Here is a 22,792-nt window from a genome sequence, read left to right on the forward strand (position 1 = left end):
AGAAAATCCTAAAAGCAGGGAAAGACGACGGGTATAAAACAAAATACGATAAATGGAAAGGGCAACGTGCTTTTTTACTGGCGTCATTCAAGAGCTTCGGCTAACGTCGTTTTCCAGTCTTCGCTTGAAAAATAAGAGTAAATCCATGAGTTCAAATGCGGTGACCAGTTTGTTGAGGCCATTTTTGCATGACCGCTTCCTGCATGCGTTGCTGCTGATGGGGATGCTGCTGTACGCCATTGGACCACAGCCGCTGAGGGCACTCTCTGGCTTTATCGATTGGCGCACCATCATGACCCTGCTGGGGTTGATGCTGCTGACCAAAGGCGTTGAGGTTAGCGGCTATTTCGATTTTATCGGCCGCCAGATCGTGAACACCCTGCAAAGTGAACGCTCACTGGCACTGTTTCTGGTGTGTGCCGCTGCGGTGCTGTCGTCGTTTCTCACCAACGATGTGGCACTGTTTATCGTTATTCCGTTGACCATTACGCTGAAAAAGCTCTCTTCACTACCGATCAGCCGCCTGATCATCTTCCAGGCACTGGCGGTTAACGCCGGGTCGTTGCTGACGCCGATTGGCAATCCGCAGAATATTTTGCTGTGGAGCAAGTCTTCGCTGACCTTTATGGAGTTTATCGGGCGCATGGCACCGTTTGGCATTCTTATGATGCTGAGCCTGCTGGTGGTCACCTGGTTCAGCTTCCCGGCGCGGAAAATTGTTAAAGCCCCAAACACCCAACCTTATCCTTATCAATTGCGTCTGTTGCTGGCCAGTGTCGCGCTGTATGTGGCCTTTCTGATCTGTCTGGATTTGGACGTGCCGTTGTATGGCGTGTTACTGGTGTTTGCCGGTTTTCTACTGTTGGCTCGGCAGGTGCTGCTGCAGATTGACTGGAGCCTGATCTTTGTATTTCTCGCCATGTTTATCAATATTGGCTTGCTGACCCAACTGCCAGCGCTGCAGCCGTTGTTTGACCAGATTGCCTCGCTGGCGGACGGCAGCGTGTATGTGTTGGGGATCGCGTTATCCCAAGTGATCAGCAACGTTCCGGCGACCATTTTGTTGTTGAACTATGTACCTTCCAGCGCCTTGGTGGCCTATGCGGTAAACGCCGGGGGATTTGGCCTGGCGATCGGCTCACTGGCGAACCTGATCGCCCTGCGGATGGCGGGAGAACGCCAAATCTGGCTGCGGTTCCATTACTATTCGATACCGTTCCTGGCCTGGGCTACGTTGGTGGGGTGGTTGTTACTGCGTTAATTCGACTCAGCCGCTCGACGGCCAGCGTTATCTCCCCTGGCGTAAGGGCGGAGAACCCCAATAACCAGCCGTCGCGTCTGGCGCGGGTGTTCTGATATTGTGTGGACAGACCGGGGGTAATGACGCCTAGCTGTTGCGCCTGTCGGGTCAGTTCTGCCTCTTGGCCCTCCGGTAGCCAAACGCCGAGCTGTAGCCCGCCGTACGCGTGCTGTGGTGTGGCAAAATGCCCCAGGTACTGTGCAAGCTGCGTCAGTAGCCAATCGCGGCGGCTGCGATAGAGTTGGCGCATGTAGCGAATGTGGGCAGCAAAATGCCCTTGCAGAATAAACTCTGCCGTGACGGCCTGTGCCAACTGGGCGCAATGGCCGTCATAGACCGAACGTGCGGTGGTAAACGCCGTCACCAGCGCGGGGGGTACAATCAGATAGGCCAGACGTAACGAAGGGAACAGCGCTTTGGAGAAGGTGCCGACGTACAGCACCGTGCCGTGGCGATCCAGACCCTGCATGGCGGGCATCGGTTGGCCGTCATAGTGAAACTCGCTGTCGTAGTCATCCTCAATAATCCAACTTTGCGATTGCCGCGCCTGTTCCAACAGGGCCAATCGCCGCTCCAGGCTGAGTGCCACGCCGGTGGGGTACTGATGCGAAGGCGTCAGATAGATCAGGCGAGGGGCAGGTAACGAGCCGTCTGGCTGTAGCCCGGCCTCATCCACCGCAACCGGTACCAGATTAGCTCCCGCGCTGGTAAATGCATTCTTGGCTCCGTTGTAACCAGGCTCCTCGACCCACACCACATCTCCGCTATCGATCAGCAAGGTGGCAATCAACTGCAATGCCTGTTGGGAGCTGGTCAGTACGATCACCTGTTCCGCGTCGCAGTTCACGCCTCGGGTTTGGCAGACGTAACCGGCAATGGCTTCACGCAGCGGCAAGTAGCCTTGGGGATCGCCATAACGCAGCAGTTTTTCCCCCTGTAGCCGCAACCGTTGGGCAGTGAGCTGTTGCCACAGCTTCAGAGGGAAGGCGCGCAGATCCGGTGAACCAGCAGCAAACGGCAGTGGCTGCTGTGGATCACGGCAGCCTCCGGTTTGCAAAATCGCCAAACCGCGCTGTGAGAGCCGCAGTTGGCCGCTGGATTTGCGTATTGGCGCAGGCTTGGCGATCTGGATAGCGACAGAGGTGCCTTGACCCACCCGGCGATGTAGATATCCCTCGGCTTCCAGCTGCGCATAGGCGGCTTCGGCGGTAACCCGTGAGACGCCCAGATCGGCCGCCAGAACCCGCGAGGAGGGCAGCCGCTGGCCCGCGCTTAACGTGCCGCTATGGATCGCCGTGCGTAGCGTATTACACACTCGCTCACGTAGCGTGCCCTTCGCGTTATCCGCCTGTTGAAATAGCGTCAGCAATACCTGAGACATAATCGGTCTTATTACCTTGGTAAAATGGGTCTCAACCATAAGACCAAAATCAGGCACTATTGTCATCAACCTTAAGGCACTGGAGTTGCACTATGAACGTCTCTTCACTGGTATTGGCTTTTCCCCCGGCAGCGGTAGCACAAAGCCTGGAGTATCTGGCGGCTAAGCTCAGCTTTTACGCCGACTCGGCGGATGTGGCGGAAGATTTGCGCAATGGCGTCAGCGAGATTGTGGTGATCGATACCCGTGCCAGCGCGCTTTACTCCGCCGGGCATATTCCTGGAGCGCTGAGCTTTCCCCACCGCTTAATGGATGAAAGCAGCACCTCATCTCTCGATCGTGACAAGGTCTATGTCACCTACTGCGACGGTATCGGCTGTAACGGTTCCACCCAGGGGGCATACAAGTTGGCCAAGCTCGGTTTTCGGGTCAAAGAGCTGATTGGCGGGCTGGATTTCTGGCTACGCGATGGCCATCCGGTGGCCATCGGTGTTGAGCAGGGAACGATGCAGGGGCGGGATAAAGCACCGGAGTGCGGCTGTTAAAACAGCGCCCAAAGTACCAATGCCAATACGATAACGCCGACAACCAGCGCCAAAGGCTTACTGAACACCGACTGTAAAGGCTGCGGCAGGGCGGCGATTAGCGGGTTAAGCAATGGTTGTGGCTGTTGGACGTCACTGTGTAATGACGGAGCGTGGCCAGCCTTGTCAAGACGGCGGGTAAACAGTTGCTGGATCACGTCGTTTAGCTGCGCGTGGGTCAACGGCGTATTGAGGCTGCCGTTAAAGCGGTTCTGGCAATAGTCATTGAGCTGTTGCTGCTCCTGCTGGTCTGCTGGCTGTTTCAATACCGCCAGCAGGTTTTGCAGCGTCGGCGCCGTTTGCGGGCTGAGCGCCAATTTCACCTGCATAAACTGACTGAGCAGTTGAAAGTGGCGTGCGGGCAACGGATCGTTGATTTTTACCCCGACCAGATCGAACAGTGCCTGCCAGAGTTTGGCCGTTGTCTCACCGGTAGCCGCGCTGAGCTTGGTGACCTGCTGCTGCAAGTGCTGATGTTCCGCAGGCAGCAGCGAACGATCGCTGGTGGCCGTTTGTTGCGGGTGAGGGATTGTCAGTTCGCCGGTTCGCAGCAGGTTCAACACTTGCTGGAGTTGCGGGTGGCTCAGCTGGCTTAACACCGTATGGCCAAATTGCTGGCGGATAAAGTCGCTGACCGCCTGGCGGTTATTGCCTTGTGGCAGCAGTTCGGTGAGCTGTTGCAGCAGTTGGCGGCTGGCATGGCTCTGTTGTGCCACGGTAAGGCGGTTTTGCAGTAGCTGTTCCGCCGGTTGGAAATGGCGTGCCAACAGTTCGCTGTGGTTATCCGCCCCTAATTCATGACGCAGCGTGACCCAGATCTCGGCGGATTTGGCTGGGCTGAGGGCCATGATTTTGACGATCAGTTTTTCCAACTGGGTGCGTTGGGCCGGGGAGAGCGGTTGATCGTCGGCAGGGGGCGCAATGCCAGCGGTAGGAGGGTGATCGGCTGCGCCAGGAGCGCCAGGTCCACTTAATGGTTGCATATCACCAGTCCTTCGCAGTGTATAGAGTCGACATACCCGGCGAAAAGCACAGGCTTAATCGCTTATGATACCTGTAATTTCGTGCCATCAATACCGCCGCCAGACATTTCTTTACAGGCCAATCGTTGCTTATCCTATTTGCGCCGCTAAGATAGGCGCAGATACGGCATTGAGGGCGTGATGATAAATCGGCAGCGGATTGCAAAATGGTTTTTAACCCTGGCTTGCCTGGTGGTACTGACGTGCCTCACCCAGCGCATGGCGGGCTTGCATACCTTGCAGCTGGCCCTTGGCCTGCCCACTGTCAGCGTTAGCCAATCCTCGGCCAGCGGTGATGAAGAGGCCACCACCACGACCCCTTGTGAGCTGAGTGCCAAATCGCTGTTGGCTTCTCCACCGGTGATGTTTGAAAACGTGCTGTTTGGCCTGGGGATGTTGCTGGTCCTGCTGGCTCCGATCATTGCTCCACGCCTGCCGTACCCTCCTATACGCGTTATTTCCCCCACCACCCTCAGGGTGCATCTGCGATTATGCGTGTTCCGTGAATGAGTTAATCCCTCGTCAAACCGAGTGACTAATTTATTTATGGAGAACAACTATGTGGAATATCATCAGGCTGGCGTTGGCTTGCCTGTTAGTGCTTTGGCTACCTGCGACACAGGCAGCGGATAGCGGCTGGCTGCAAAGCCCGCAGAACGATCATGCGCAAGTCAGGCTGCGTGCCGACGCCAGCAACGGGGACGAAACCCGTGTGCTGCTCGCTGTTGAGCTGGAAAAAGGATGGAAAACCTACTGGCGCTCACCAGGGGAAGGGGGCATTGCGCCGGCTATCACCTGGCAGGGCAACCCACCACCGGCAACCTGGTTCTGGCCAACGCCGCAGCGCTTTGACGTGGCAGGGATCTCGACGCAGGGCTATCAGCAGCGGGTTACGCTGCCCATCGTGTTAAAGGGGGCTGCGCCGCAGCAACTGGCGGGAACGCTTACCTTATCCACCTGTAGCAATGTCTGTATCCTCACTGACTATCCGTTCAAACTGGATCTCACCACCCCGGCTGGTCCGCAGTTCAATCACGACTTTGCTCAGGCGATGGGGCAGGTGCCGATTGCCAACGGGCTGGTGGACAGCCTGCGCGCCGGTTATCACAACGGCGAGTTGCAGATTAGCGCGGAACGTAGTGCGGGTTGGCAGCAGCCTGAGCTGTTCTTTGATACGGTGGCGGGGGCCGATTTAGGCAAGCCAACGGTCAGCAGTGATGGCGAGAAACTGCAAGCGCGAGTTCCCGTGAGTGATGGCTGGGGAGACGCAGCACCGGATCTGCGCGGTAAACAGCTGCGGCTGGTTATCAGCGATGCTGGGATCGCTCAGGAGGCTACGCTGACCATTGGCGGGCCGCTTGTTTTACCCTCCAGCGCAGCTTTCCCCTTGTGGCAAGCGGTGTTGATGGCGTTAGCGGGCGGTTTCATTCTTAACCTGATGCCTTGTGTGCTGCCGGTGCTGGGGATGAAGCTAGGCTCCATCTTACAGGTCGAACAGCGCGATCGGCGTAGCGTGCGTTGGCAATTTCTGGCCTCTTCCTTGGGGATCGTAGTGTCATTCATGGCGCTGGCCTTGTTGATGACGCTGCTGCGCCTGAGCAATCACGCGCTGGGCTGGGGGATCCAATTCCAAAACCCGTGGTTTATCGGTTTTATGGTGCTGGTGACGCTGCTGTTCAGCGCCAATCTGTTCGGCCTGTTCCACCTGCAACTCTCTTCCTCGTTGAATACCAAGCTGGCCACTCATAACGGGCGTGGCTTGAGCGGTCATTTCTGGCAAGGAGCGTTTGCCACGCTGCTGGCAACGCCTTGCTCGGCACCTTTCCTGGGAACGGCAGTCGCCTTTGCATTGGCGGCCCCGTTGCCGGTGCTTTGGGGTATGTTTGTGGCTCTGGGAATTGGTATGAGCCTGCCCTGGTTGCTGATTGCCGCATGGCCAACGTTGGCGTTATGCCTGCCGCGCCCTGGCCACTGGATGAATGGGATGAGGCTGGTACTAGGTCTACTGATGCTGGTGTCTTCGCTCTGGCTGCTTAGCCTGATGACCAACCATATCGGCGTGAGGCCGACTCTGATTGTCGGTGCCATCTTGCTGCTTGGTTTATTGCTGGCGGTGTGGCAACGGTTAGGTGCCCGGTCAGCGGGGATCGCGGCGGCAAGCGTGCTGGTGGTAGGCGGTTTGGCATTGCTGGTGGGATCGTTGACGGCCAACCAGTGGCGACAGCCGTTACACGACAACATCGCCTGGCAACCGCTTTCTGAGCAGGCGATTGTGCAGGCGTTGGCCGACAACAAGCGGGTGTTTGTCGACGTGACCGCCGACTGGTGCGTAACCTGCAAGGCTAATAAATACAACGTATTGCTGCGCGACGAGGTGCAAAAAGCACTGACCGCCGGGGATGTGGTGGCGTTGCGCGGTGATTGGAGCCGCCCGTCGGAAACCATCTCGGCCTTCCTGCAACAGCGCGGCAGCGTTGCCGTTCCCTTTAACCAAATCTATGGCCCCGGCTCGCCAGACGGCGAAGTGCTGTCACCGCTGCTCACCCGCGAAGCCGTTCTGCAAGCCCTGTCTACTGCCAAAGGAAACCAATAATGAACAAGTTACTGATGTTACTGCTGCTGATTGTCACCCCGGTCTGGGCTGCGGCTCCTTTCACCGCCGAGCAGGAAGTGCGGATCAAAGAGCTGATCCGCGAAACGCTGGTCTCTAACCCGGATATTCTGGCGGAAGCGGTTAACGCCTGGCAGCAGCAAACCAACGGCCAACAACTCGGCCAGGCGATTGAGCAAAATAGCAAAATCCTGTTTGACGATCCTGCCAGCCCAAGATTGGGGCCCAAGAATGCCAAGCTGACTCTGGTGGCTTTCACCGATTACAACTGCCCGTACTGTAAGCAGTTTGATCCGATGTTGGAGAAGATCGTCAGCAAATATCCCGATGTGGCGCTGGTGGTGAAACTGCTGCCGTTCAAAGGGGAAAGCTCGATCGCCTCATCACGGGTGGCGTTGACGGCTTGGGAACAGCATCCTGAACAGTTCTGGTCGTTGCATCAGCGCCTGATGGCAAAAAAAGGCTTTCATGACAATGCCAGCATCGCCGCAGCGCAAGAGAAAACTGGCGTTAAGCCGGTTGCTCCCAGCGAGCAGAGTATGACCTCGCTGCGCACCAATATGCAGTTGGCGGAACAGTTTGGCGTGCAGGGAACGCCGGCCACCTTGATTGGCGATCAGATGCTGCCGGGCGCGGTGTCTTATGAGGATCTGGAAGCGCTAGTGAAGCAGCAATTGGCGAAGGTAAAAAATGGCTAGGTTGCGGCGCTGGGCGCGCGAACTGCTGATTTTGCTGTTGCTCGTGCTGGGGGCGATGTTCGCCATGGATTGGTGGCGGGCCCCGCAGGCTCCCTTGACCTTTGACCAACAGATGCTGGAAACCCTGGACGGAGAGCCGGTGTCGTTGGCGCAGCTCAGCCAGGATAAGCCTTTGTTGGTCTATTTCTGGGCCAGTTGGTGCGGGGTTTGTCGCTTTACCACGCCTTACGTGGCCAAGCTGGTAGCAAACGGCGCTAATGTGATGACCGTGGCGCTGCGTTCGGGCAATGACCAGCAGGTTGAACAGTGGTTGGCGGCTAAGAAGCTGCAAATGCCGGTGGTTAACGATGAGCAGGGCAAGCTGTCGGCGCAGTGGCAGATTGGCGTGACGCCGACCCTTGTGGTGATCTCTCAAGGCAAGGTGGTGCAGAGCACCACCGGCTGGACCAGCTATTGGGGCATGAAACTGCGGCTCTGGTGGGCCAGCGTTTAATTCCCCATAACCTTAACAATCGCCCGGCAAAGCCGGGCGATCCCTTCGGTAATCAACTCCGGCGTATTGGCGGCAAAATTCAACCGCAAACCATGTGCACCGTGCTGCTCCTCAACATAAAAGCATTCGCCACGGGCAAAGGTGACACCCTGTTGCCAGGCTATTGGCATCAACGTTGTGGTGCTTACGGCAGGTGGCAATTCCAGCCAGATAAACAGCCCTCCCGCTGGGATTTCAAACCGACAGCCCGGTGGCAGGTGCTCGCTTAATGCAGCCACCATAGCATCACGGTGCTGGCGGTATATCCTTCCCGCCCGACGCAGTTGCTTGTCGTAGCTGCCAACGGTGACAAAGGCGTCCAGTGCGCGCTGGATCAGGTTGGAACTGGTAAAGCTGTCGACATGCTTGAGCCGTGAGAATTGCAGATACTGTTCGCTGTCCGCTACCAGATAACCGATGCGCATACTGGGCAGCAGCATTTTGGAGAAGGTACTGACATAGATCACCGTGCCTGTGGGAGCCATGGCGCGCAGTGACGGCAGGCTTTTACCGTTGTAACGCAGATCGCCAACAAAGTCGTCCTCCAGGATCACTATCCCGGCCTGCTGCGCCAACGCCAGCAAGCGGCTGCGTCGGGCTTCGCTCATACAGCGCCCGGTGGGGTTATTGAAATTGGGGATGGTGTAGATCATTTTTGGCTGATGTCGTGCGATCAGCTCCGGTAGTTGTTCAACGCACATGCCGTAACGATCGCTGGGCACTGGAACAATGTTGATCTGGTGCAGGTGCAGCAACCCCAAAGCTTCGGCATAGGTGGGCTCTTCGACAATCACCGTATCCCCTGGGCGTAATAGAGTTTGGAAAATCAGGCTGATGGCATGTTGCGAGCCGTTGGTGATTAACACCTGTTCGGCACGGGTAGGGATACCTTGCGCCGTCAAGATCCGGCCCAGCGTGTCGCGCAGCGGGTAGTAACCACAATAATCACCGTAGCTGAAGGCCTCTTCCGCATGACGACTGAGGATCGACAGCAGGATCTTGCGGAACGCCTCCATTGGGAACACCTTGGGGCTGCCGACGCCAGCGGCAAAGTTGATGATGTGCTCCGGCAACGGAATATCTGGATAACCGTCCAGACGCGATGTCGTGGTGGTGAAACGATCCGCAGGGAATAGCTCGCTGGATGCTGGCCGCTGCTGCATGGGGGCCGGTTGCAGGTGGCGGACATAGGCGCCGCTGCCACGCCGCTGTTGTAACAATCCTTTGGCCGTCAGTTCGGCGTAGGCACTTTCCACCGTCAGGCGGCTGACCGAAAGCTCGGCGGCCAGGCTGCGCGTTGACGGCAACTTATCGCCATCGGCAAAGGTGCCGCCAAGAATGGCGCGGCGCAGCGCTTCTTCGATCTGTAGATACAGCGGAATGTCCTGCTGACGATCCAGTGGAATATGCATGAAATTGGCCCGGTCACATAAGTCTGATTTCACTATATCCCAGAGTAACAAGGCTTGGCACCGATTAAAGTGGCCTGCATAACATCGTAGCAAAGTGGCTATGGTGGCAAAATCTGGCCGCGTTAAAATCTCCACCAGATGATTATGCGGTGGAATTTTGAGGGTGTTATGTCGTTACCGTCGGGTGTTGTAGCAGAACCAGTTGTGGTTAGTGGTGGGCTCCTGCGGGGAACCAACCAGGGTTACGTGATCGCCATAATCAGTGCCATGCTGCTGGCCTTCACCGCCATCATCATCCGCGCGCTGACCGAGTATTACCATCTACCGACGTTTGTGCTGGCCTTCTGGCGTGCGGCCCTGGTGGCCCTGGTATTGCTACCGTTATTGCTGCTGTTCAAACCGCAATGGGCCTATCTGCGTCGTGAACAGGTGCCGTTCTACGCTGGCTACGGTTTGTTGTTGGCGCTGTTTAACAGCTTATGGACGCTGTCGGTGGCGCTCAATGGCGCCTCGGTGGCGACTATTTTGACCTATTGTTCGGTCGGTTTTACCGTGTTCCTGGGCTGGATGATGTACAACGAACGCCTCAACCTGCGCGAGTTGTTGGTGATTGTGGTCAGCCTGGGCGGCTGCTTCCTGGTTAGCAACGGCGACAGCATGGGCAACAGCCGTTTTGATCTGTTGGGGCTGATGGTCGGCATGCTGTCCGGCATTGGTTACACCCTGTATACCCTCGGCGGGCGTATCGCCAGCGAGCGGCGTTACCCGGTGTGGAATACCATCCTGTACGTATTTGGTTTTTCCGCCGTGTACCAATGGTTGTTCAACACCTTGCTGACGTTTTTCCCCTTGGCGGCATTTCACGGTATGGCGGGGGACCTGTGGTTTCTGTCCCAGGGCGTTCAAGGTATTCAGTGGAGCGGCTGGCTGTTGCTGCTCACGCTGGCCGCCGGGCCAACGCTGCTGGGGTTTGGCCTGTATAATATCAGCCTGAAAACCCTGCCGCTGGCGGTGGCCAACCTGATCCTGTCGCTGGAGCTGGTATTTACCGCGGTCATTGCCTATTTCCTGCTGGGGGAAAACATGAACCAGTTGCAGCTACTGGGTAGCGCGTTGGTGATGGGCGGGGTATTGATGCTGAGAAAAGCCAAGTAGGCTTGGTTTTCTGCGCCAGTTTGTTACCATTGGCCGCGAAACAACAGGGTGCAAACAGAAAATGATCATTAATCCAAGGTTAAAACGAGCGCTTATCGCTTGATGGGGCAGTGTTTTATGAACGGAAAACGCTGCCACTGACATTACGTTCCGTGGCTCTTGCAATAAATTAAGAGAAGAAGCCATGACTGAGAAACACTGGTCACAAGTAGAATTACTCCACCAGACGGTAACCAACCCCAATATCCTGATCAAGGGAACCCACAGTTATTACAGCCATTGCTGGGATGACAGCTTTGAACGTTCCGTGGTGCGCTATTTGCACGGCGATGCGGTCAGCCAACAGTGGGAGCCCCTGGGGAAGCTAGACAGGTTGCACATTGGCGATTATGTCTGTATCGGTGCCGAAGCAGTGATCCTGATGGGCGGGAATCATACCCATCGTATTGATTGGCTGAGCCTGTATCCCTTTATGGAAACCATCCAGGCGTCTTATTTGCCTAAAGGTGATACCAGCCTTGGCGACGGCTGCTGGATCGGGATGCGGGCCATGCTGATGCCTGGCGTGACGATTGGCGAAGGGGCGATAGTTGCCGCCGGTAGCGTGGTGACTGCGGATGTCGAGCCCTACGCTATCGTTGGCGGTAATCCGGCCCGGATGATTAAACGGCGGTTCTCTGCGGAGACAATCGAGCGTTTACTCGCGTTGCAGATTTACGATTTGCCTGCCGAAGCGTTCGCCAGCATCCAGCCTTTGTTGGCCAGCGATGATATTACGGCCTTGGAACAAGCTGTTGAGGTTATACGCCAATAATAAGTCGGGCGGGTTAACCCGCCCGATGTTCAACCGGCTCACAACATCGGGGCGCTGCATGTGCAGCGCCCTTTTTGCATTACTTGACTTCCGTCGCTTTCCCAGTAATACGGCGGTGCTTGCGGAGTTTGCGCAGCAGTGGGGGTAACACCAACACCGCGACGGCCAGCACCAACAGGCATTGGGCAATGGCACTGCTCCACAGAATGTCAAAGTTCCCGTTGCTGATGGACAACGCTCGGCGCAGGTTTTGCTCCAGCATTTCCCCCAGCACAAATCCCAGGATCAGCGGCGACATCGGGAAGTGCATTTTGCGCAGGATATAGCCAAACACGCCGAGCCCCACCATTAGCAGTAAATCGAAGGTGGTGCTGTGCACCGCATAGACCCCTACTGCGGAAACGGCGGCGATCGCCGGTACCAGGAACCACAGCGGCACGGTCAGCATACGGGTGAACAGGCCAATCAACGGGATGTTCATGATCAACAGCATGACGTTGGCGATCAGCAGCGCGGCGATCAGCCCCCAAACGATATCCGGCTGTTCGGTGAACATTGCCGGGCCAGGGGTGATGTTATACAGCGTTAGTGCGCCCATCATGACCGCCGTAGTGCCTGAACCCGGTACGCCCAGGGTCAGCATCGGGATAAACGAACCGCAGGCGGAAGCGTTATTGGCAGCCTCCGGCGCGGCGACGCCACGAATATCCCCTTTACCGAATGACTCACTGTTACCGCTGATGCGCTTCTCCGTCATATAAGTAAGCGCACTGGCAATGGTCGCTCCGGCACCGGGCAGAATACCGACGAAGAAACCGACAAAGGAGGATCGCAGAGTTGGGCCAACGCACTCGGCAGCCTCTTTACGGTTAAACAGCATACGGCCGGTTTTGCGGATCAGCTTCTGGCCCGTGCTGGTGCTTTCCAGCATCAGCAAGATCTCGCTGACCGAGAACAGCCCGATCACCACCACAATAAACTGAATGCCGTCGGAGAGGTGCACGCTGTCGAAGGTGAAACGATATACGCCAGTATTGGCGTCCACCCCCACGGTGGCCAGCCCCAGACCAATCAGGGCCGCCAACAGGGATTTCAACGGGTTCTGGCTCATCATGCTGCCAAGGCAGGCAATAGCAAAGACCATCAGGGCAAAGTATTCCGCTGGGCCAAACGCCAGCGACCAGCGGGCCAGCATCGGGGCGAACAGAATAATGCCGATAATGGCGACCAGCGAGCCGGTAAAAGAGCTGACAGCGGAGATCGACAGGGCAACTCCTGCACGGCCCTGTTGGGCCATAGGGTAGCCATCCAGCGCGGTCATGATTGCGGCAGCATCCCCCGGGACGTTGAGCAGGATCGAAGAGATCCTCCCCCCGTATTCACAGCCGATATACACGGTGGCCAGCAGGATCAAGGCCGACTCGGCGGGCAGCTTCAAGGCGAAAGCCAGTGGTAAGAGGATCGCCACGCCGTTGATCGGGCCAAGGCCCGGCAGCAGCCCGACGATGGTACCCACGAAGCAGCCGATCAGGGCAATCATCAGGTTCTGAGGCAGTAGCGCCACTTCGAACCCTTGTGATAAATACATCCAGGTTTCCATTATCGCTCCCGTTAGCTCAGCCAAACGCCGAGTGGCAGTGTGACATCCAGTAAATAGTCAAAGGCGTAGAACAGAGAAACGCCCATTACGGTACCTGAAATCAACGCGGCTTTGATGCTGGCCTGGAACAGCAGGCCAATGCTGAAAGTCAGCAGAGCCGTTGCCAGTGGGAAACCGAGCCACTCGAATCCCCAGGCGTACAGCACCAGCGTGATCACCAGCACCAGCAGGCGTTGCAGCACGTTTTTATGTGGCCACTCGACTAACTGTGGCCGACGCAACAGCAGCAATGCGGCACACAGGGCCATCAGGCTCAGGATGGCCAAAGGGAAGGGGCGTGGCCCCAAAGGTTCGTAGCTGTATTCGCTCTGGATGCCCCAACCGAGAAACAGGCCGCCGCCGCACAGCAGTAGCCACAGAGCAGCAAAAATACGATCGCTCATGCCAATCCCCCCGGTTATTTGGCCAGCCCGAACGCTTTGGCCTGTTCACGATACTGGGTAACCTGATTTTTCACGTAGGTATCCAATTCTTTGCCGGTCAGGTTGAATTCAAACAGGCCGCGTAGATCGCGCTGTTGTTTGAACTCCTCGGTTGCCGTCATGGTTTTGAAGGTGTCGATCCACCACTGATACTCGGCCTCGCTGACCTTTGGGCCAAGATAGAAACCGCGGATGATCGGCCACACCAGATTGAACCCCTGCTCCTTGGCAGTAGGGACGCTTGCCAACTCTCCCGGCAGGCGCTCTTCGGCATACACCGCCAGCACACGCAGTTTGTCTCCTTTCAGGTAAGGCACCATCTCACTCAGATCGCCGGACACCGCCTGAATGTGATTACCCAGCAGCGCGGTCACCGGCTCGCCGCCCCCTTCAAACGCCACATAGCGCATCTTGTGGGGATCTACGCCAACTTCACGGGCCAGCAGGGCGGTTTTCATCCAGTCCTGGCTGCCAATGGAGGCTCCAGCACCAAATACCACGCTGTTCGGGTCTTTTTGGAAGGCTGTCATCAGGTCTTTCAGCGTCTTGTAAGGCGAATCGGCACGTACGGCGATCATGCCGTAATCGGTGCCCACTGCCGCCAGCCACTTAACATCATCCACGTTGTAGCGGCCAAACTTGCCTTGCGACAGGTTCAGCAGGGAACCGCCAGAGAACGCTACCACGGTGCCAAATTCGGCTGGCCGCTGGGCAACGATGGCGTTATAGGCAACGGCTCCCACGCCGCCGGGCATATAGGTGACGCGCATCGGCTTATCGATAGCCTTGGTTTCTTGCAAGGAGACCTGAATCAGTTTGCAGGTGAGATCGAAGCCTCCGCCGGGTTTGGCCGGGGCGATACATTCGGTGCGTTTTGGCGCTTCCACGGCGAACGCCTGGTTGGCGGCGAACAGCAGAACAGTGGCGGTAAGCGTACGGGTAATTATTGTTTTCATGACGTTTCCCCATCGGTTTTGTTTCAGTTTGTGAGAATCCCCGCTGACACGGGGTTGCCAAATTGTTAAAACATAAACCTTTCATTTACCTTTCAGCGACCGGGAAAGTTTACAGGATGTGATATGCGTCTCTTGTTAGTGGAAGATCACCCCGAGCTGGCTCATTGGTTGCAGAAAGCCCTTACCGGCCTTGGGTTTGCGGTGGATGTGGCGATAGACGGCGTGGCGGCAGACCATCTGTTATTGCACGAGAGCTATGCGCTGGTGGTACTGGATGTCGCACTGCCCCGGCTCAATGGCCTGGATCTGTTGGCGCGGCTGCGTAAGCGTGGGCAGACTCTGCCAGTATTGCTATTGACGGCCCGTACCGAGGTGGCCGATCGGGTTAAAGGGCTGAATCTTGGGGCTGACGACTACCTCACCAAGCCCTTTGAACTGGATGAATTAGAGGCTCGCATCCGGGCGTTGCTGCGCCGCAGCGTTGGTGTGACGCAACAGGCATTGCAATACGGCTTGCTGACCTATCACGACGAGGGCTATTTCTTGCTGGCAGAAAAACCCCTGTCGTTAACTCCCCGTGAGCTGGCGGTGCTGACCACCTTGATGCATCGCCGTGGCCGTCCGGTCGCCAAGCAGCAACTGTTTGAGCAAGTGTTTACGCTCTCTGACGAGGCTAATCCCGAAAGCATCGAACTTTACGTTCATCGCGTACGTAAAAAACTCCAGGGGAGCAACGTGGCGATCGTGACGTTGCGGGGTCTGGGCTACAGCCTGGAGCTGTGCGATGAGGTGGTTTAAAGCACCGCGTTCGTTGTTCTATCAGTTGCTGCTGTTCTTTGGTTTGCCGTTGCTGGCATTGGGTGGGATCTCAATCTACACCCACTATTTCAGCGCGATGAGTGCGGCGACGCTGGCCTACGATCGTACCTTATTGGCGTCGGCCCGCACGGTGGCGGAGAGGCTGGTGGTGCGCAATCAGCGCCTGGAGGTGGATGTGCCCTATGTGGTGCTGGACAGCTTCGAGCGCAATATGAACGACCGGCTGTACTATCAGGTGATATCCCCCGAGGGGCGGAATATTTCGGGCTATAACGATTTGCCCAAGATGCCGCCCTATATTCCTCGTTCCAACCTCTATCCGGCCCTGGTGCATTTTTACGATGCGCACTATCGCGGACAGCCAATCCGCGTGGCGGCGCTGTTCCAGCCGGTGAATGAGGGCGGGGTTATGGGGATGGCGACCATTCTGGTGGCGGAAACGCTGGAGTCGCGGCGCTATCTGGCACGGCAGATGCTGCTGGCGGCGCTGCTCAGCCAGGGGACAGTGGTGGTATTGACGCTCATTCTGGCTTACATCCTGTTGAAAAAGCTGCTGCAACCGTTGCGCAAGCTGTCCAGCATGATGCTGCGGCGCGAACCGGGGGAACTGACGCCTTTGCCAATGGTGTTGCCCTGGTCGGAAATGCAGCCGCTGCTGTTGGCATTCAACCGTTATATTGAGCGGTTGCGATTGATGGTGGCGCGTCAGGAACGTTTTAGTGCCGATGCCTCCCACCAGCTACGTACGCCGCTCACGGTTTTGAAAACCCAGGTAGGAGTGGCATTGGCCAGCGAACGGCCCGAGCAATGGCGTGAGAGTCTGGAAGGGATGAGCGCCACTCTGGACAGTACCGTCGCGTTGACCGATCGCCTGCTATACCTCTCGCGGCTGAAGGCGCACGAGCATCAGGCCGAGCGTAAGTTGCTGCCGGTTAATCTAGCGCAGGTGTTACGTGACGCCTGTTTTTCGCGGCTGCCGCAGGCCCGCAGCAAGCAGATCGATCTTGGCTACGAAGGAGCGGGAGTGTGTTGGGTGGGCGGTGAGGCGTTGCTGTTGGCGGAGCTTTGCGCCAACCTGTTGGATAACGCACTGAAATACACGCCAGCCAAGGGGATTGTGACCGCCCGTTTATTGATGGTGGATGGGCAGGGACTGTTAGAGATAGAAGACAGCGGGCCAGGCATTGCTCAGGATCAGACGGTCGCTGCGCTGCAACCGTTTCGTCGTTTGGATAACGTAGGCGATCAGCCTGGGGCTGGGTTGGGACTGGCATTGGTTAAAGATATTACCGCTTATCACGGCACCCGCCCGGAACTGCTGAGTTCTGACGCGCTAGGCGGTCTGTTGGTACGGATACGCTTTAAGCTGTTGGGGTGAAAGGGGACGTATTTCCCCCTCACCCCAACCCTCTCCCACAGGGAGAGGGAGCTGTTAGCCCTTACTCTGTTGGGAGAAAGAAGATCATCTCAGCAAAATTTGAGCGCCTCTCCATCCCAGATGAGTCAACTAATACTCATGATTGATCACAGCACTTTCAAGCGAACTCGATCGGTCCTCCTGTGGGAGAGGGAGCTGTTAGCCCTTACTCTGTTGGGAGAAAGAAGATCATCCCAGCAAAATTTGAGCGCCTCTCCATCCCAGATGAGTCAACTAATGCTCATGATTGATCACAGCACTTTCAAGCGAACTCGATCGGTCCTCCTGTGGGTTAGGGTGAGGGGCCGGTGATTACGGTGTTACGGTGCTTTTTCTGCGCCCTAATGGCGTGCGCAGGCGCTGTGACAAGATCACCCCCAGCAGAGCGACACCGCCACCAATCAGATGGTAGCTATGCAACTGTTCATGCAGGAACAGGACCGCAATTATCGCGGTGAACACCGGTGCCAGGTTCATAAAGATCGACGCCTTGTTAGCTCCCAGGCGCATCACCCCTTGGATCCACAGGAACGGCGCGGCAATCGAAGCAGGGATACCGGCAAACAGCACCAGTGGGATGTTCTGGCTGGTAAGCTGTACATCCTGTGCCATCAGGAAGTTCGGCAACAGTAGTACCACGCCAAACACGATCTGCGCATACAACGACTGCCAGTTGGGCAACGGGATCGCCCAACGTTTGGTCAACACGCCGTACAGGGCGTAGGAGGCCGAAGCGGCGAACATCATCAGCTCGCCTTTGCCGATGCCATGTTGCAGCAGCAGCCCCGGTTGCCCCGCGCTAACCAGCCACACCAGCCCGCCCAGCGACAGGATGCTGCCCAGTGCGATACCCACGGTGGGGGCAACGCGCAGGACAAAGATGCCAATTAACACCGTCAACAGCGGGATCAGGGAGTTGAGGATGCCCATAAACAGCGCGCTGACGCTATGTGCGGCGTAATAGGCCAGGCTTTGATAGAGCACCATCCCCAGCAGGCCTAGGATCATTAGTTTCCACCAGTTGGCGCGAATGGCTGGCCAATTGCGGATCGCTCCTGGTAGTACGAAAGGGGTGAGCACGATCAGCGCCAATGCCCAGCGATAGAAGGAGATGGCCGCCGGATCGATGGCGGTTGCCGATACTTTACTGACTACGGCGTTAATCGACCAGATCAGCACTGCCAGCAGGGGAAAGAGCACGTTCATGATAATAATTCTCAACAACGAATAACATGCTGGCTAGTCTACCCGTGTCCGGTTTATTATATATAGTCAAAATCAGACAGCATTTCGCGAAATCAAGACAACTTCACCATGGCCGAAACCCGTAATTATCCCACCGCAGACGTCGCTGCTCCGCGCACGCTGTTTTTCCGCTGCGAAGAAACCAATGCGGATACCGAATATCTGCCGCACAGCCACGACTGGGGGCAGCTGATTTGCGTCAAAACCGGGGTGATCGCGCTGAATATTGCCGGGCAGCGCTTTTTGGCCCCGCCGGAGTTTGCCGTCTGGTTGCCGCCGGGAATGGAGCATTCCAGCCATAACCGCAAACCGGTGCTGTTCCGCACCATCAATATCGCCAAATCCTTATGCGTCGGGTTGCCAGAAGAGGCCTGTTTGATCAACGTCTCGCCGGTGTTCAGCGCTATTGTTGAAGATTGCCTGGGGCGCAAAATGCTGGAGCCCACTAGCGAAGAGGATCTGCGTCTTTGTCGGGTGCTGATCGACCAACTGCGGATTTCACCGGTTCAACAGACCTATCTGCCGACCTCACAAGACAAGTTTTTGGGGCCAGTGTTACAGGCTCTAGAGCGTTGCCCTGCGGACAACACCTCATTGGCGGTGTGGGCCAGCAAGGTGTATACCACCGAACGGACGCTTTCGCGCCGCTGCCAGCAGGAACTGGGCATGTCGTTTAGCGAGTGGCGGCAGCGCCTGCGTTTTTTACATGCGCTTTCACTGCTCGAACAGGGGAAAACCGTGCAGGATGTGGCGCTCGATGTGGGCTACAGCTCGGCTTCCGCGTTTATTGTGATGTTCCAGCAGATCGCCGGCACCACGCCAGAACGTTTCCGCCGGGCATGACATTCCCAACACGACATCAACTGGCCCAGGTTACGTCGAACCGAACGTTTACATCACCACTCCAGGTCCCTGCCGGCAAGGTGCTGAAGTCGGTCACTGGGGTCGTGCCATCGGCCGTCGCACCGATGATAGTGAAATCGAAGTGGTCTTGCGCACCCTGGCGGCCAGGCTGTTTGTCAGCGTTGGCAAGTTTACTCAGGTTACCGCCTGACATACCGGCAGAAGTATCAATCAGGGTGGTTTGAGCGGTTTTTGTTATCGCAGCGCCGTGGTGTTTAACCCCCACTTCCAGGGTAGAGCCGGAGGTGCCCAACTGAGTCAGGGTATTGGAAACCAGTTTGGCGGTCAGTTTAATCGCGGTGCCTTCGCCTTCGAGAGCCACGTCGAACACGCCTTGCTGGCTGTTGAAGCGCTTGACGCTTTCAGCATATTGGAAATACAGGCTGCCAATGGGCGTAACGACCAATTGGCTGGCGGAGTCTTTCACCGCTATCGCAGGCCAGGTGGCCAATGCTTGTGAAGTCACGTTTTCAGCCTGAGCGGTACCAACGGCTGTGAGTGTTGCCACGATCGCCAGAACAAGTGTCGCTTTTTTCATGGTTAACGCCCTTGATTTTCGATTTGTTTCTGCCCGTTAGCCGGTCGCTAACGCGAAGGTTCGCCTCCTTGCGTGATAATTATCGGAAAGAACTCAATAAAGCTTAGAAGAAAAACATCGTTATTTCACCGGGCATAACAAGCTTGGGTTTCCAAGCCATTCGGTGGCACACTATTTTGTAGCTACTGCTTACCTATACCCTATGAATTTCAAGCTGCAGCTTGAAAGGCACGGGTAGATCTTTGGAGAGTGACGTGAAGATACTGGTTGATGAAAATATGCCCTACGCGGTGGATTTGTTTAGCCGCTTGGGGGAAGTGCAGGCCGTGCCTGGCCGCCCGATCCCAACCGATGCGCTGGCCGGAGCCGACGCCTTGATGGTGCGCTCGGTGACCAAAGTGAATCAGGAGCTGTTGGCTGGCACCAAGATCGGTTTTGTTGGCACCGCGACGGCGGGGACCGACCATGTGGATGAGGCGTGGTTGCAGCTGGCAGGGATTGGTTTCTCGGCCGCGCCTGGTTGTAATGCCATTGCGGTGGTGGAATATGTGCTTTCGTCATTAATGCTGTTGGCGGAGCGCGATGGTTTCTCTTTGCGTGATAAAACCGTTGGGATCGTGGGGGTGGGTAACGTTGGCTCTCGGCTGGACGCTCGTCTGAAAGCCTTGGGCGTGCGTACGCTGCTGTGCGATCCACCGCGCGCCGATCGTGGAGACAGCGGCGAATTCTGGCCGTTGGAAAAGCTGGTGGCAGAGGCCGACGTGCTGACGTTCCATACTCCGTTGAACAAGACTGGCCCGTATAAATCGTTGCATCTGGCCAACGCGGATCTGCTGGATGCCTTGCCCGACGATCGCATTCTGATCAACGCCTGCCGGGGTGCCGTGGTACATAACGCCGCGTTGCTTAACGTGTTGGAGCGGGGTAAGCGATTGAGTACGGTACTGGACGTGTGGGAGCCGGAGCCGGATCTCAGCGTGCCGTTGTTGGATCTCGTGGATATCGGCACCGCCCATATCGCCGGTTACACGCTGGAAGGTAAAGCACGCGGCACCACACAGGTGTTTGAAGCCTTTGCTCAGCATCTTGGGCAGCCGCAATCTATTGAGCTGGCCTCGCTGCTGCCGGTGCCAGAGTTCAGCGAAATCCGTCTCAATGGGCCGCTGGACGAAGGCAAGTTAAAACGATTGATGCACTTGGTGTATGATGTGCGCCGCGATGATGCGCCGCTGCGGCAAGTTGCCGGGCTGCCGGGTGAGTTCGATCGACTACGCAAGCATTATCAGGAACGCCGAGAGTGGTCTTCACTGCGGGTGCAGTGTGATGACAGTGCGAGTGCAGAACTACTGCACAAACTGGGCTTCGGCGTTCTGTAACAGGGCGAGCATAAGGTTGCCTTAAGGCAATTGGCGGTAAAGTTTATCGGGCGGTGAGTGCATCGCCCGTTTGCATTTGAATCAAATACTCTGGAGAAACCCAATGTCTGACGGCTGGAATATCGCTGTGCTCGGTGCCACTGGCGCAGTAGGTGAAGCGTTGCTGGAATTGCTACAGGAACGCCAGTTCCCGGTGGGTGAACTCTTTCCTTTAGCCAGCGAGCGCAGTGCTGGTGCGACGGTGCGTTTCAACGGCAAATCCTTGCTGGTGGAAAATGTAGAAGAATTCGACTGGTCGCAGGCGCAACTGGCGTTCTTTGTTGCCGGTAGCGAAGCCGCTGCCCGTTACGCCGATGATGCGGGCAACATGGGCTGCCTGGTGATCGACACCAGCGGCCATTTTGCCCTGGAGCCGGACGTGCCGTTGGTGGTGCCTGGCGTTAACCCGCAGGTGCTGGCGGATTATCGCAACCGCAATATCGTGGCAGTGGCCGACAGCATGGTGAGCCAGCTGTTGACGGCGATTAAGCCGCTGACCGAACAGGCCGGGCTTTCCCGTTTGCACGTCACTACGTTGATGTCGGTTTCGGCTCGCGGCAAGGTCGCGGTGGACGATCTGGCAGGCCAGAGTGCGCGTCTGCTGAACGGCATCCCCGCAGAGCCGGGCGTGTTCGCCAAGCAGTTGGCGTTTAACCTGCTGCCATTGATGACCGATGAGCAGGGCAGCGTGCGTGAAGAGCGTCTGATCGTCGATCAGGTGCGTAAAGTGTTGCAGGATGAAGGGCTGCCGATTTCGGTGAGCTGCGTTCAGTCGCCAGTGTTCTACGGCCACGCACAAGTGGTGCATCTGGAAGCGCTGCGCCCAATCGCGGCAGAAGAAGCTCGCCACGAGCTGGAGCAAGCTGAAGATATCCAACTGAGCGAAGAAGACGACTATCCAACTCAGGTTACCGAAGCTTCCGGCAGCGATATGCTGAGTATTGGCTGTCTGCGCAATGATTATGGTATCCCCGAGATGCTGCAGTTCTGGTCGGTGGCCGATAACGTGCGCTTTGGCGGCGCGTTGATGGCGATCGAAACCGCTGAACGGCTGTTGCAGGAGCAGATGTACTGATGTCCGAGGTGGAGTTGCCAACCCAGCCAATGCTGAAAATTGCGCTGGGGATCGAGTATGACGGCAGCCGTTATTACGGTTGGCAGCGTCAGCAAGAGGTTACCAGCGTCCAGGCTTGCCTGGAAAAAGCGTTAAGCAAGGTGGCGGATGCGCCGATCGGCGTATTCTGCGCCGGGCGAACCGATGCCGGAGTGCATGCCACTGGGCAGGTGGTGCATTTCGAAACCGCCGCACAGCGCAAAGACGCCGCCTGGACGATGGGGGTGAACAGCCATTTGCCACCGGATATCGCGGTACGCTGGGTGAAAGAGGTCAGCAGCGATTTTCATGCTCGCTTCAGCGCTACCGCGCGGCGTTATCGCTACATTATTTATAATCACCGCTATCGCCCGGCGGTCTTGCAGCAGGGGATGACGCACTTTTATCATCCGCTGGACGCCGATCGCATGCATCGTGCCGCACAGGCCCTGCTGGGGGAAAACGATTTTACCTCCTTCCGGGCGGTGCAATGCCAGTCACGCACGCCGTGGCGAAACGTAAAACACGTTAAGGTTTCGCGCTATGGCGAATATATCGTGGTAGATATAAAGGCCAACGCCTTTGTCCATCATATGGTGCGCAACATTGTTGGCAGCCTGATTGAGATTGGCTGTGGCAATCAGGATGAGAACTGGATGGGCGAACTGTTGGCGCTCAAAGATCGCAGCCTGGCGGCCGCTACCGCACGGGCCGAAGGACTGTACCTGGTTGCGGTTGATTATCCCGAGTCGTTTGCCTTACCCCGGCCGCCGATGGGGCCGCTGTTTTTAGCCGACGATTAACTGGCAGGCTGG

Annotated in this window: 22 protein-coding genes; 14 read left to right on the top strand and 8 right to left on the bottom strand. The window is 56.9% G+C overall.

The genetic code is table 11. The annotated features are described in order from the left end of the window. Window positions 1–145 precede the first annotated feature (145 nt). Window positions 146–1,261, top strand: coding sequence for an SLC13 family permease (locus tag JHD74_RS13990; protein ID WP_074028063.1), 1,116 nt, complete (start codon window positions 146–148; stop codon window positions 1,259–1,261). Here JHD74_RS13990 and JHD74_RS13995 read toward each other — a convergent pair. Next, window positions 1,230–2,681: a PLP-dependent aminotransferase family protein gene (locus JHD74_RS13995; RefSeq protein ID WP_370592645.1), complete on the bottom strand. Its 1,452-nt coding sequence runs from the start codon at window positions 2,679–2,681 to the stop codon at window positions 1,230–1,232. The two genes, JHD74_RS13990 and JHD74_RS13995, sit on opposite strands and share 32 nt — an antisense overlap. A 92-nt stretch (window positions 2,682–2,773) precedes the next feature. On the opposite strand from JHD74_RS13995, the gene JHD74_RS14000 reads away from it, so the two are divergent. Continuing rightward, window positions 2,774–3,226 (top strand): rhodanese-like domain-containing protein, encoded by a 453-nt coding sequence (locus JHD74_RS14000; RefSeq protein ID WP_199062915.1) that lies wholly within the window; start codon window positions 2,774–2,776, stop codon window positions 3,224–3,226. Here JHD74_RS14000 and flk read toward each other — a convergent pair. Beyond that, complete coding sequence (flk, locus tag JHD74_RS14005; protein ID WP_199062916.1) at window positions 3,223–4,248, bottom strand: flagella biosynthesis regulator Flk; 1,026 nt, start codon at window positions 4,246–4,248, stop codon at window positions 3,223–3,225. The two genes, JHD74_RS14000 and flk, sit on opposite strands and share 4 nt — an antisense overlap. A 180-nt stretch (window positions 4,249–4,428) precedes the next feature. Between flk and JHD74_RS14010 the strand changes: the two genes are divergently transcribed. Genes JHD74_RS14010 through JHD74_RS14025 form a run of 4 tightly spaced genes read left to right on the top strand, consistent with a single transcriptional unit; the run spans window position 4,429 to window position 8,089 of the window. Further along, window positions 4,429–4,797 carry a hypothetical protein gene (locus JHD74_RS14010; RefSeq protein WP_024530642.1) on the top strand — a complete coding sequence of 123 codons (369 nt, stop codon included), beginning with the start codon at window positions 4,429–4,431 and terminating at the stop codon, window positions 4,795–4,797. A 49-nt stretch (window positions 4,798–4,846) separates the two neighbouring features. Then, window positions 4,847–6,880 (top strand): protein-disulfide reductase DsbD, encoded by a 2,034-nt coding sequence (locus JHD74_RS14015; protein ID WP_199062917.1) that lies wholly within the window; start codon window positions 4,847–4,849, stop codon window positions 6,878–6,880. Further along, entirely contained in the window at window positions 6,880–7,596 is a 717-nt protein-coding gene (locus tag JHD74_RS14020; RefSeq protein ID WP_199062918.1) for a DsbA family protein, read from the top strand. The genes JHD74_RS14015 and JHD74_RS14020 overlap by 1 nt, the downstream gene beginning before the upstream one ends. Next, window positions 7,589–8,089, top strand: a complete 501-nt coding sequence (locus JHD74_RS14025; RefSeq protein WP_199062919.1) for a protein disulfide oxidoreductase — start codon at window positions 7,589–7,591, stop codon at window positions 8,087–8,089. Before JHD74_RS14020 ends, JHD74_RS14025 begins: the two co-directional genes overlap by 8 nt. Here the strand turns inward: JHD74_RS14025 and JHD74_RS14030 are convergent. Continuing rightward, on the bottom strand, window positions 8,086–9,540 hold the full coding sequence (locus JHD74_RS14030; protein ID WP_199062920.1) for a PLP-dependent aminotransferase family protein: 1,455 nt from the start codon (window positions 9,538–9,540) through the stop codon (window positions 8,086–8,088). The two genes, JHD74_RS14025 and JHD74_RS14030, sit on opposite strands and share 4 nt — an antisense overlap. Window positions 9,541–9,708: 168 nt before the next feature. On the opposite strand from JHD74_RS14030, the gene JHD74_RS14035 reads away from it, so the two are divergent. Both JHD74_RS14035 and JHD74_RS14040 read left to right on the top strand, forming a co-directional pair. Then, window positions 9,709–10,695 (top strand): DMT family transporter, encoded by a 987-nt coding sequence (locus tag JHD74_RS14035; protein ID WP_024530647.1) that lies wholly within the window; start codon window positions 9,709–9,711, stop codon window positions 10,693–10,695. Between the two features lie 184 nt (window positions 10,696–10,879). After that, entirely contained in the window at window positions 10,880–11,509 is a 630-nt protein-coding gene (locus JHD74_RS14040) for a CatB-related O-acetyltransferase (protein ID WP_024530648.1), read from the top strand. A gap of 79 nt (window positions 11,510–11,588) precedes the next feature. Here JHD74_RS14040 and JHD74_RS14045 read toward each other — a convergent pair whose 3' ends face one another. The 3 genes from JHD74_RS14045 to JHD74_RS14055 are packed head-to-tail and all read right to left on the bottom strand — an operon-like array spanning window position 11,589 to window position 14,547. Beyond that, window positions 11,589–13,109, bottom strand: coding sequence for a tripartite tricarboxylate transporter permease (locus JHD74_RS14045; protein WP_199062921.1), 1,521 nt, complete (start codon window positions 13,107–13,109; stop codon window positions 11,589–11,591). 11 nt (window positions 13,110–13,120) lie between these two features. After that, entirely contained in the window at window positions 13,121–13,552 is a 432-nt protein-coding gene (locus JHD74_RS14050; RefSeq protein WP_024530650.1) for a tripartite tricarboxylate transporter TctB family protein, read from the bottom strand. A 14-nt stretch (window positions 13,553–13,566) separates the two neighbouring features. Beyond that, window positions 13,567–14,547, bottom strand: coding sequence for a tripartite tricarboxylate transporter substrate binding protein (locus JHD74_RS14055; RefSeq protein WP_199062922.1), 981 nt, complete (start codon window positions 14,545–14,547; stop codon window positions 13,567–13,569). A 123-nt stretch (window positions 14,548–14,670) separates the two neighbouring features. Between JHD74_RS14055 and tctD the strand changes: the two genes are divergently transcribed. Both tctD and JHD74_RS14065 read left to right on the top strand, forming a co-directional pair. Next, a complete protein-coding gene (gene tctD, locus JHD74_RS14060) occupies window positions 14,671–15,345 on the top strand; it encodes a transcriptional regulator TctD (RefSeq protein WP_024530652.1) in 675 nt (224 codons plus the stop codon). After that, on the top strand, window positions 15,332–16,744 hold the full coding sequence (locus JHD74_RS14065) for a sensor histidine kinase (protein ID WP_024530653.1): 1,413 nt from the start codon (window positions 15,332–15,334) through the stop codon (window positions 16,742–16,744). Before tctD ends, JHD74_RS14065 begins: the two co-directional genes overlap by 14 nt. A gap of 351 nt (window positions 16,745–17,095) precedes the next feature. On the opposite strand, the gene JHD74_RS14070 is transcribed toward JHD74_RS14065, so the two are convergent. Then, window positions 17,096–17,989, bottom strand: a complete 894-nt coding sequence (locus JHD74_RS14070) for a DMT family transporter (RefSeq protein WP_024530654.1) — start codon at window positions 17,987–17,989, stop codon at window positions 17,096–17,098. Between the two features lie 108 nt (window positions 17,990–18,097). Between JHD74_RS14070 and JHD74_RS14075 the strand changes: the two genes are divergently transcribed. Then, on the top strand, window positions 18,098–18,871 hold the full coding sequence (locus JHD74_RS14075; RefSeq protein ID WP_024530655.1) for a helix-turn-helix domain-containing protein: 774 nt from the start codon (window positions 18,098–18,100) through the stop codon (window positions 18,869–18,871). A 16-nt stretch (window positions 18,872–18,887) separates the two neighbouring features. Here JHD74_RS14075 and JHD74_RS14080 read toward each other — a convergent pair whose 3' ends face one another. Continuing rightward, window positions 18,888–19,469, bottom strand: coding sequence for a common pilus major fimbrillin subunit EcpA (locus JHD74_RS14080; RefSeq protein ID WP_024530656.1), 582 nt, complete (start codon window positions 19,467–19,469; stop codon window positions 18,888–18,890). 254 nt (window positions 19,470–19,723) lie between these two features. On the opposite strand from JHD74_RS14080, the gene pdxB reads away from it, so the two are divergent. The 3 genes from pdxB to truA all read left to right on the top strand — a co-directional run bounded on the left by pdxB (window position 19,724) and on the right by truA (window position 22,780). Further along, complete coding sequence (gene pdxB, locus JHD74_RS14085) at window positions 19,724–20,845, top strand: 4-phosphoerythronate dehydrogenase PdxB (RefSeq protein ID WP_199062923.1); 1,122 nt, start codon at window positions 19,724–19,726, stop codon at window positions 20,843–20,845. Between the two features lie 103 nt (window positions 20,846–20,948). Then, window positions 20,949–21,959, top strand: coding sequence for an aspartate-semialdehyde dehydrogenase (locus tag JHD74_RS14090; protein ID WP_024485602.1), 1,011 nt, complete (start codon window positions 20,949–20,951; stop codon window positions 21,957–21,959). After that, a complete protein-coding gene (gene truA, locus JHD74_RS14095; protein WP_199062924.1) occupies window positions 21,959–22,780 on the top strand; it encodes a tRNA pseudouridine(38-40) synthase TruA in 822 nt (273 codons plus the stop codon). Before JHD74_RS14090 ends, truA begins: the two co-directional genes overlap by 1 nt. Window positions 22,781–22,792 lie beyond the last annotated feature (12 nt).

Source organism: Serratia sp. ASV30 (assembly GCF_016428815.1).
Classification (GTDB): domain Bacteria; phylum Pseudomonadota; class Gammaproteobacteria; order Enterobacterales; family Enterobacteriaceae; genus Chania; species Chania fonticola_C.

Bases quoted from the DNA above. Each gene is read 5' to 3' on its own strand.
- JHD74_RS13990 (WP_074028063.1), top strand. From the start codon at position 146: ATGAGTTCAAATGCGGTGACCAGTTTGTTGAGGCCATTTTTGCATGAC.
- JHD74_RS13995 (WP_370592645.1), bottom strand. From the start codon at position 2,681: ATGTCTCAGGTATTGCTGACGCTATTTCAACAGGCGGATAACGCGAAG.
- JHD74_RS14000 (WP_199062915.1), top strand. From the start codon at position 2,774: ATGAACGTCTCTTCACTGGTATTGGCTTTTCCCCCGGCAGCGGTAGCA.
- flk (WP_199062916.1), bottom strand. From the start codon at position 4,248: ATGCAACCATTAAGTGGACCTGGCGCTCCTGGCGCAGCCGATCACCCT.
- JHD74_RS14010 (WP_024530642.1), top strand. From the start codon at position 4,429: ATGATAAATCGGCAGCGGATTGCAAAATGGTTTTTAACCCTGGCTTGC.
- JHD74_RS14015 (WP_199062917.1), top strand. From the start codon at position 4,847: ATGTGGAATATCATCAGGCTGGCGTTGGCTTGCCTGTTAGTGCTTTGG.
- JHD74_RS14020 (WP_199062918.1), top strand. From the start codon at position 6,880: ATGAACAAGTTACTGATGTTACTGCTGCTGATTGTCACCCCGGTCTGG.
- JHD74_RS14025 (WP_199062919.1), top strand. From the start codon at position 7,589: ATGGCTAGGTTGCGGCGCTGGGCGCGCGAACTGCTGATTTTGCTGTTG.
- JHD74_RS14030 (WP_199062920.1), bottom strand. From the start codon at position 9,540: ATGCATATTCCACTGGATCGTCAGCAGGACATTCCGCTGTATCTACAG.
- JHD74_RS14035 (WP_024530647.1), top strand. From the start codon at position 9,709: ATGTCGTTACCGTCGGGTGTTGTAGCAGAACCAGTTGTGGTTAGTGGT.
- JHD74_RS14040 (WP_024530648.1), top strand. From the start codon at position 10,880: ATGACTGAGAAACACTGGTCACAAGTAGAATTACTCCACCAGACGGTA.
- JHD74_RS14045 (WP_199062921.1), bottom strand. From the start codon at position 13,109: ATGGAAACCTGGATGTATTTATCACAAGGGTTCGAAGTGGCGCTACTG.
- JHD74_RS14050 (WP_024530650.1), bottom strand. From the start codon at position 13,552: ATGAGCGATCGTATTTTTGCTGCTCTGTGGCTACTGCTGTGCGGCGGC.
- JHD74_RS14055 (WP_199062922.1), bottom strand. From the start codon at position 14,547: ATGAAAACAATAATTACCCGTACGCTTACCGCCACTGTTCTGCTGTTC.
- tctD (WP_024530652.1), top strand. From the start codon at position 14,671: ATGCGTCTCTTGTTAGTGGAAGATCACCCCGAGCTGGCTCATTGGTTG.
- JHD74_RS14065 (WP_024530653.1), top strand. From the start codon at position 15,332: ATGAGGTGGTTTAAAGCACCGCGTTCGTTGTTCTATCAGTTGCTGCTG.
- JHD74_RS14070 (WP_024530654.1), bottom strand. From the start codon at position 17,989: ATGAACGTGCTCTTTCCCCTGCTGGCAGTGCTGATCTGGTCGATTAAC.
- JHD74_RS14075 (WP_024530655.1), top strand. From the start codon at position 18,098: ATGGCCGAAACCCGTAATTATCCCACCGCAGACGTCGCTGCTCCGCGC.
- JHD74_RS14080 (WP_024530656.1), bottom strand. From the start codon at position 19,469: ATGAAAAAAGCGACACTTGTTCTGGCGATCGTGGCAACACTCACAGCC.
- JHD74_RS14090 (WP_024485602.1), top strand. From the start codon at position 20,949: ATGTCTGACGGCTGGAATATCGCTGTGCTCGGTGCCACTGGCGCAGTA.
- truA (WP_199062924.1), top strand. From the start codon at position 21,959: ATGTCCGAGGTGGAGTTGCCAACCCAGCCAATGCTGAAAATTGCGCTG.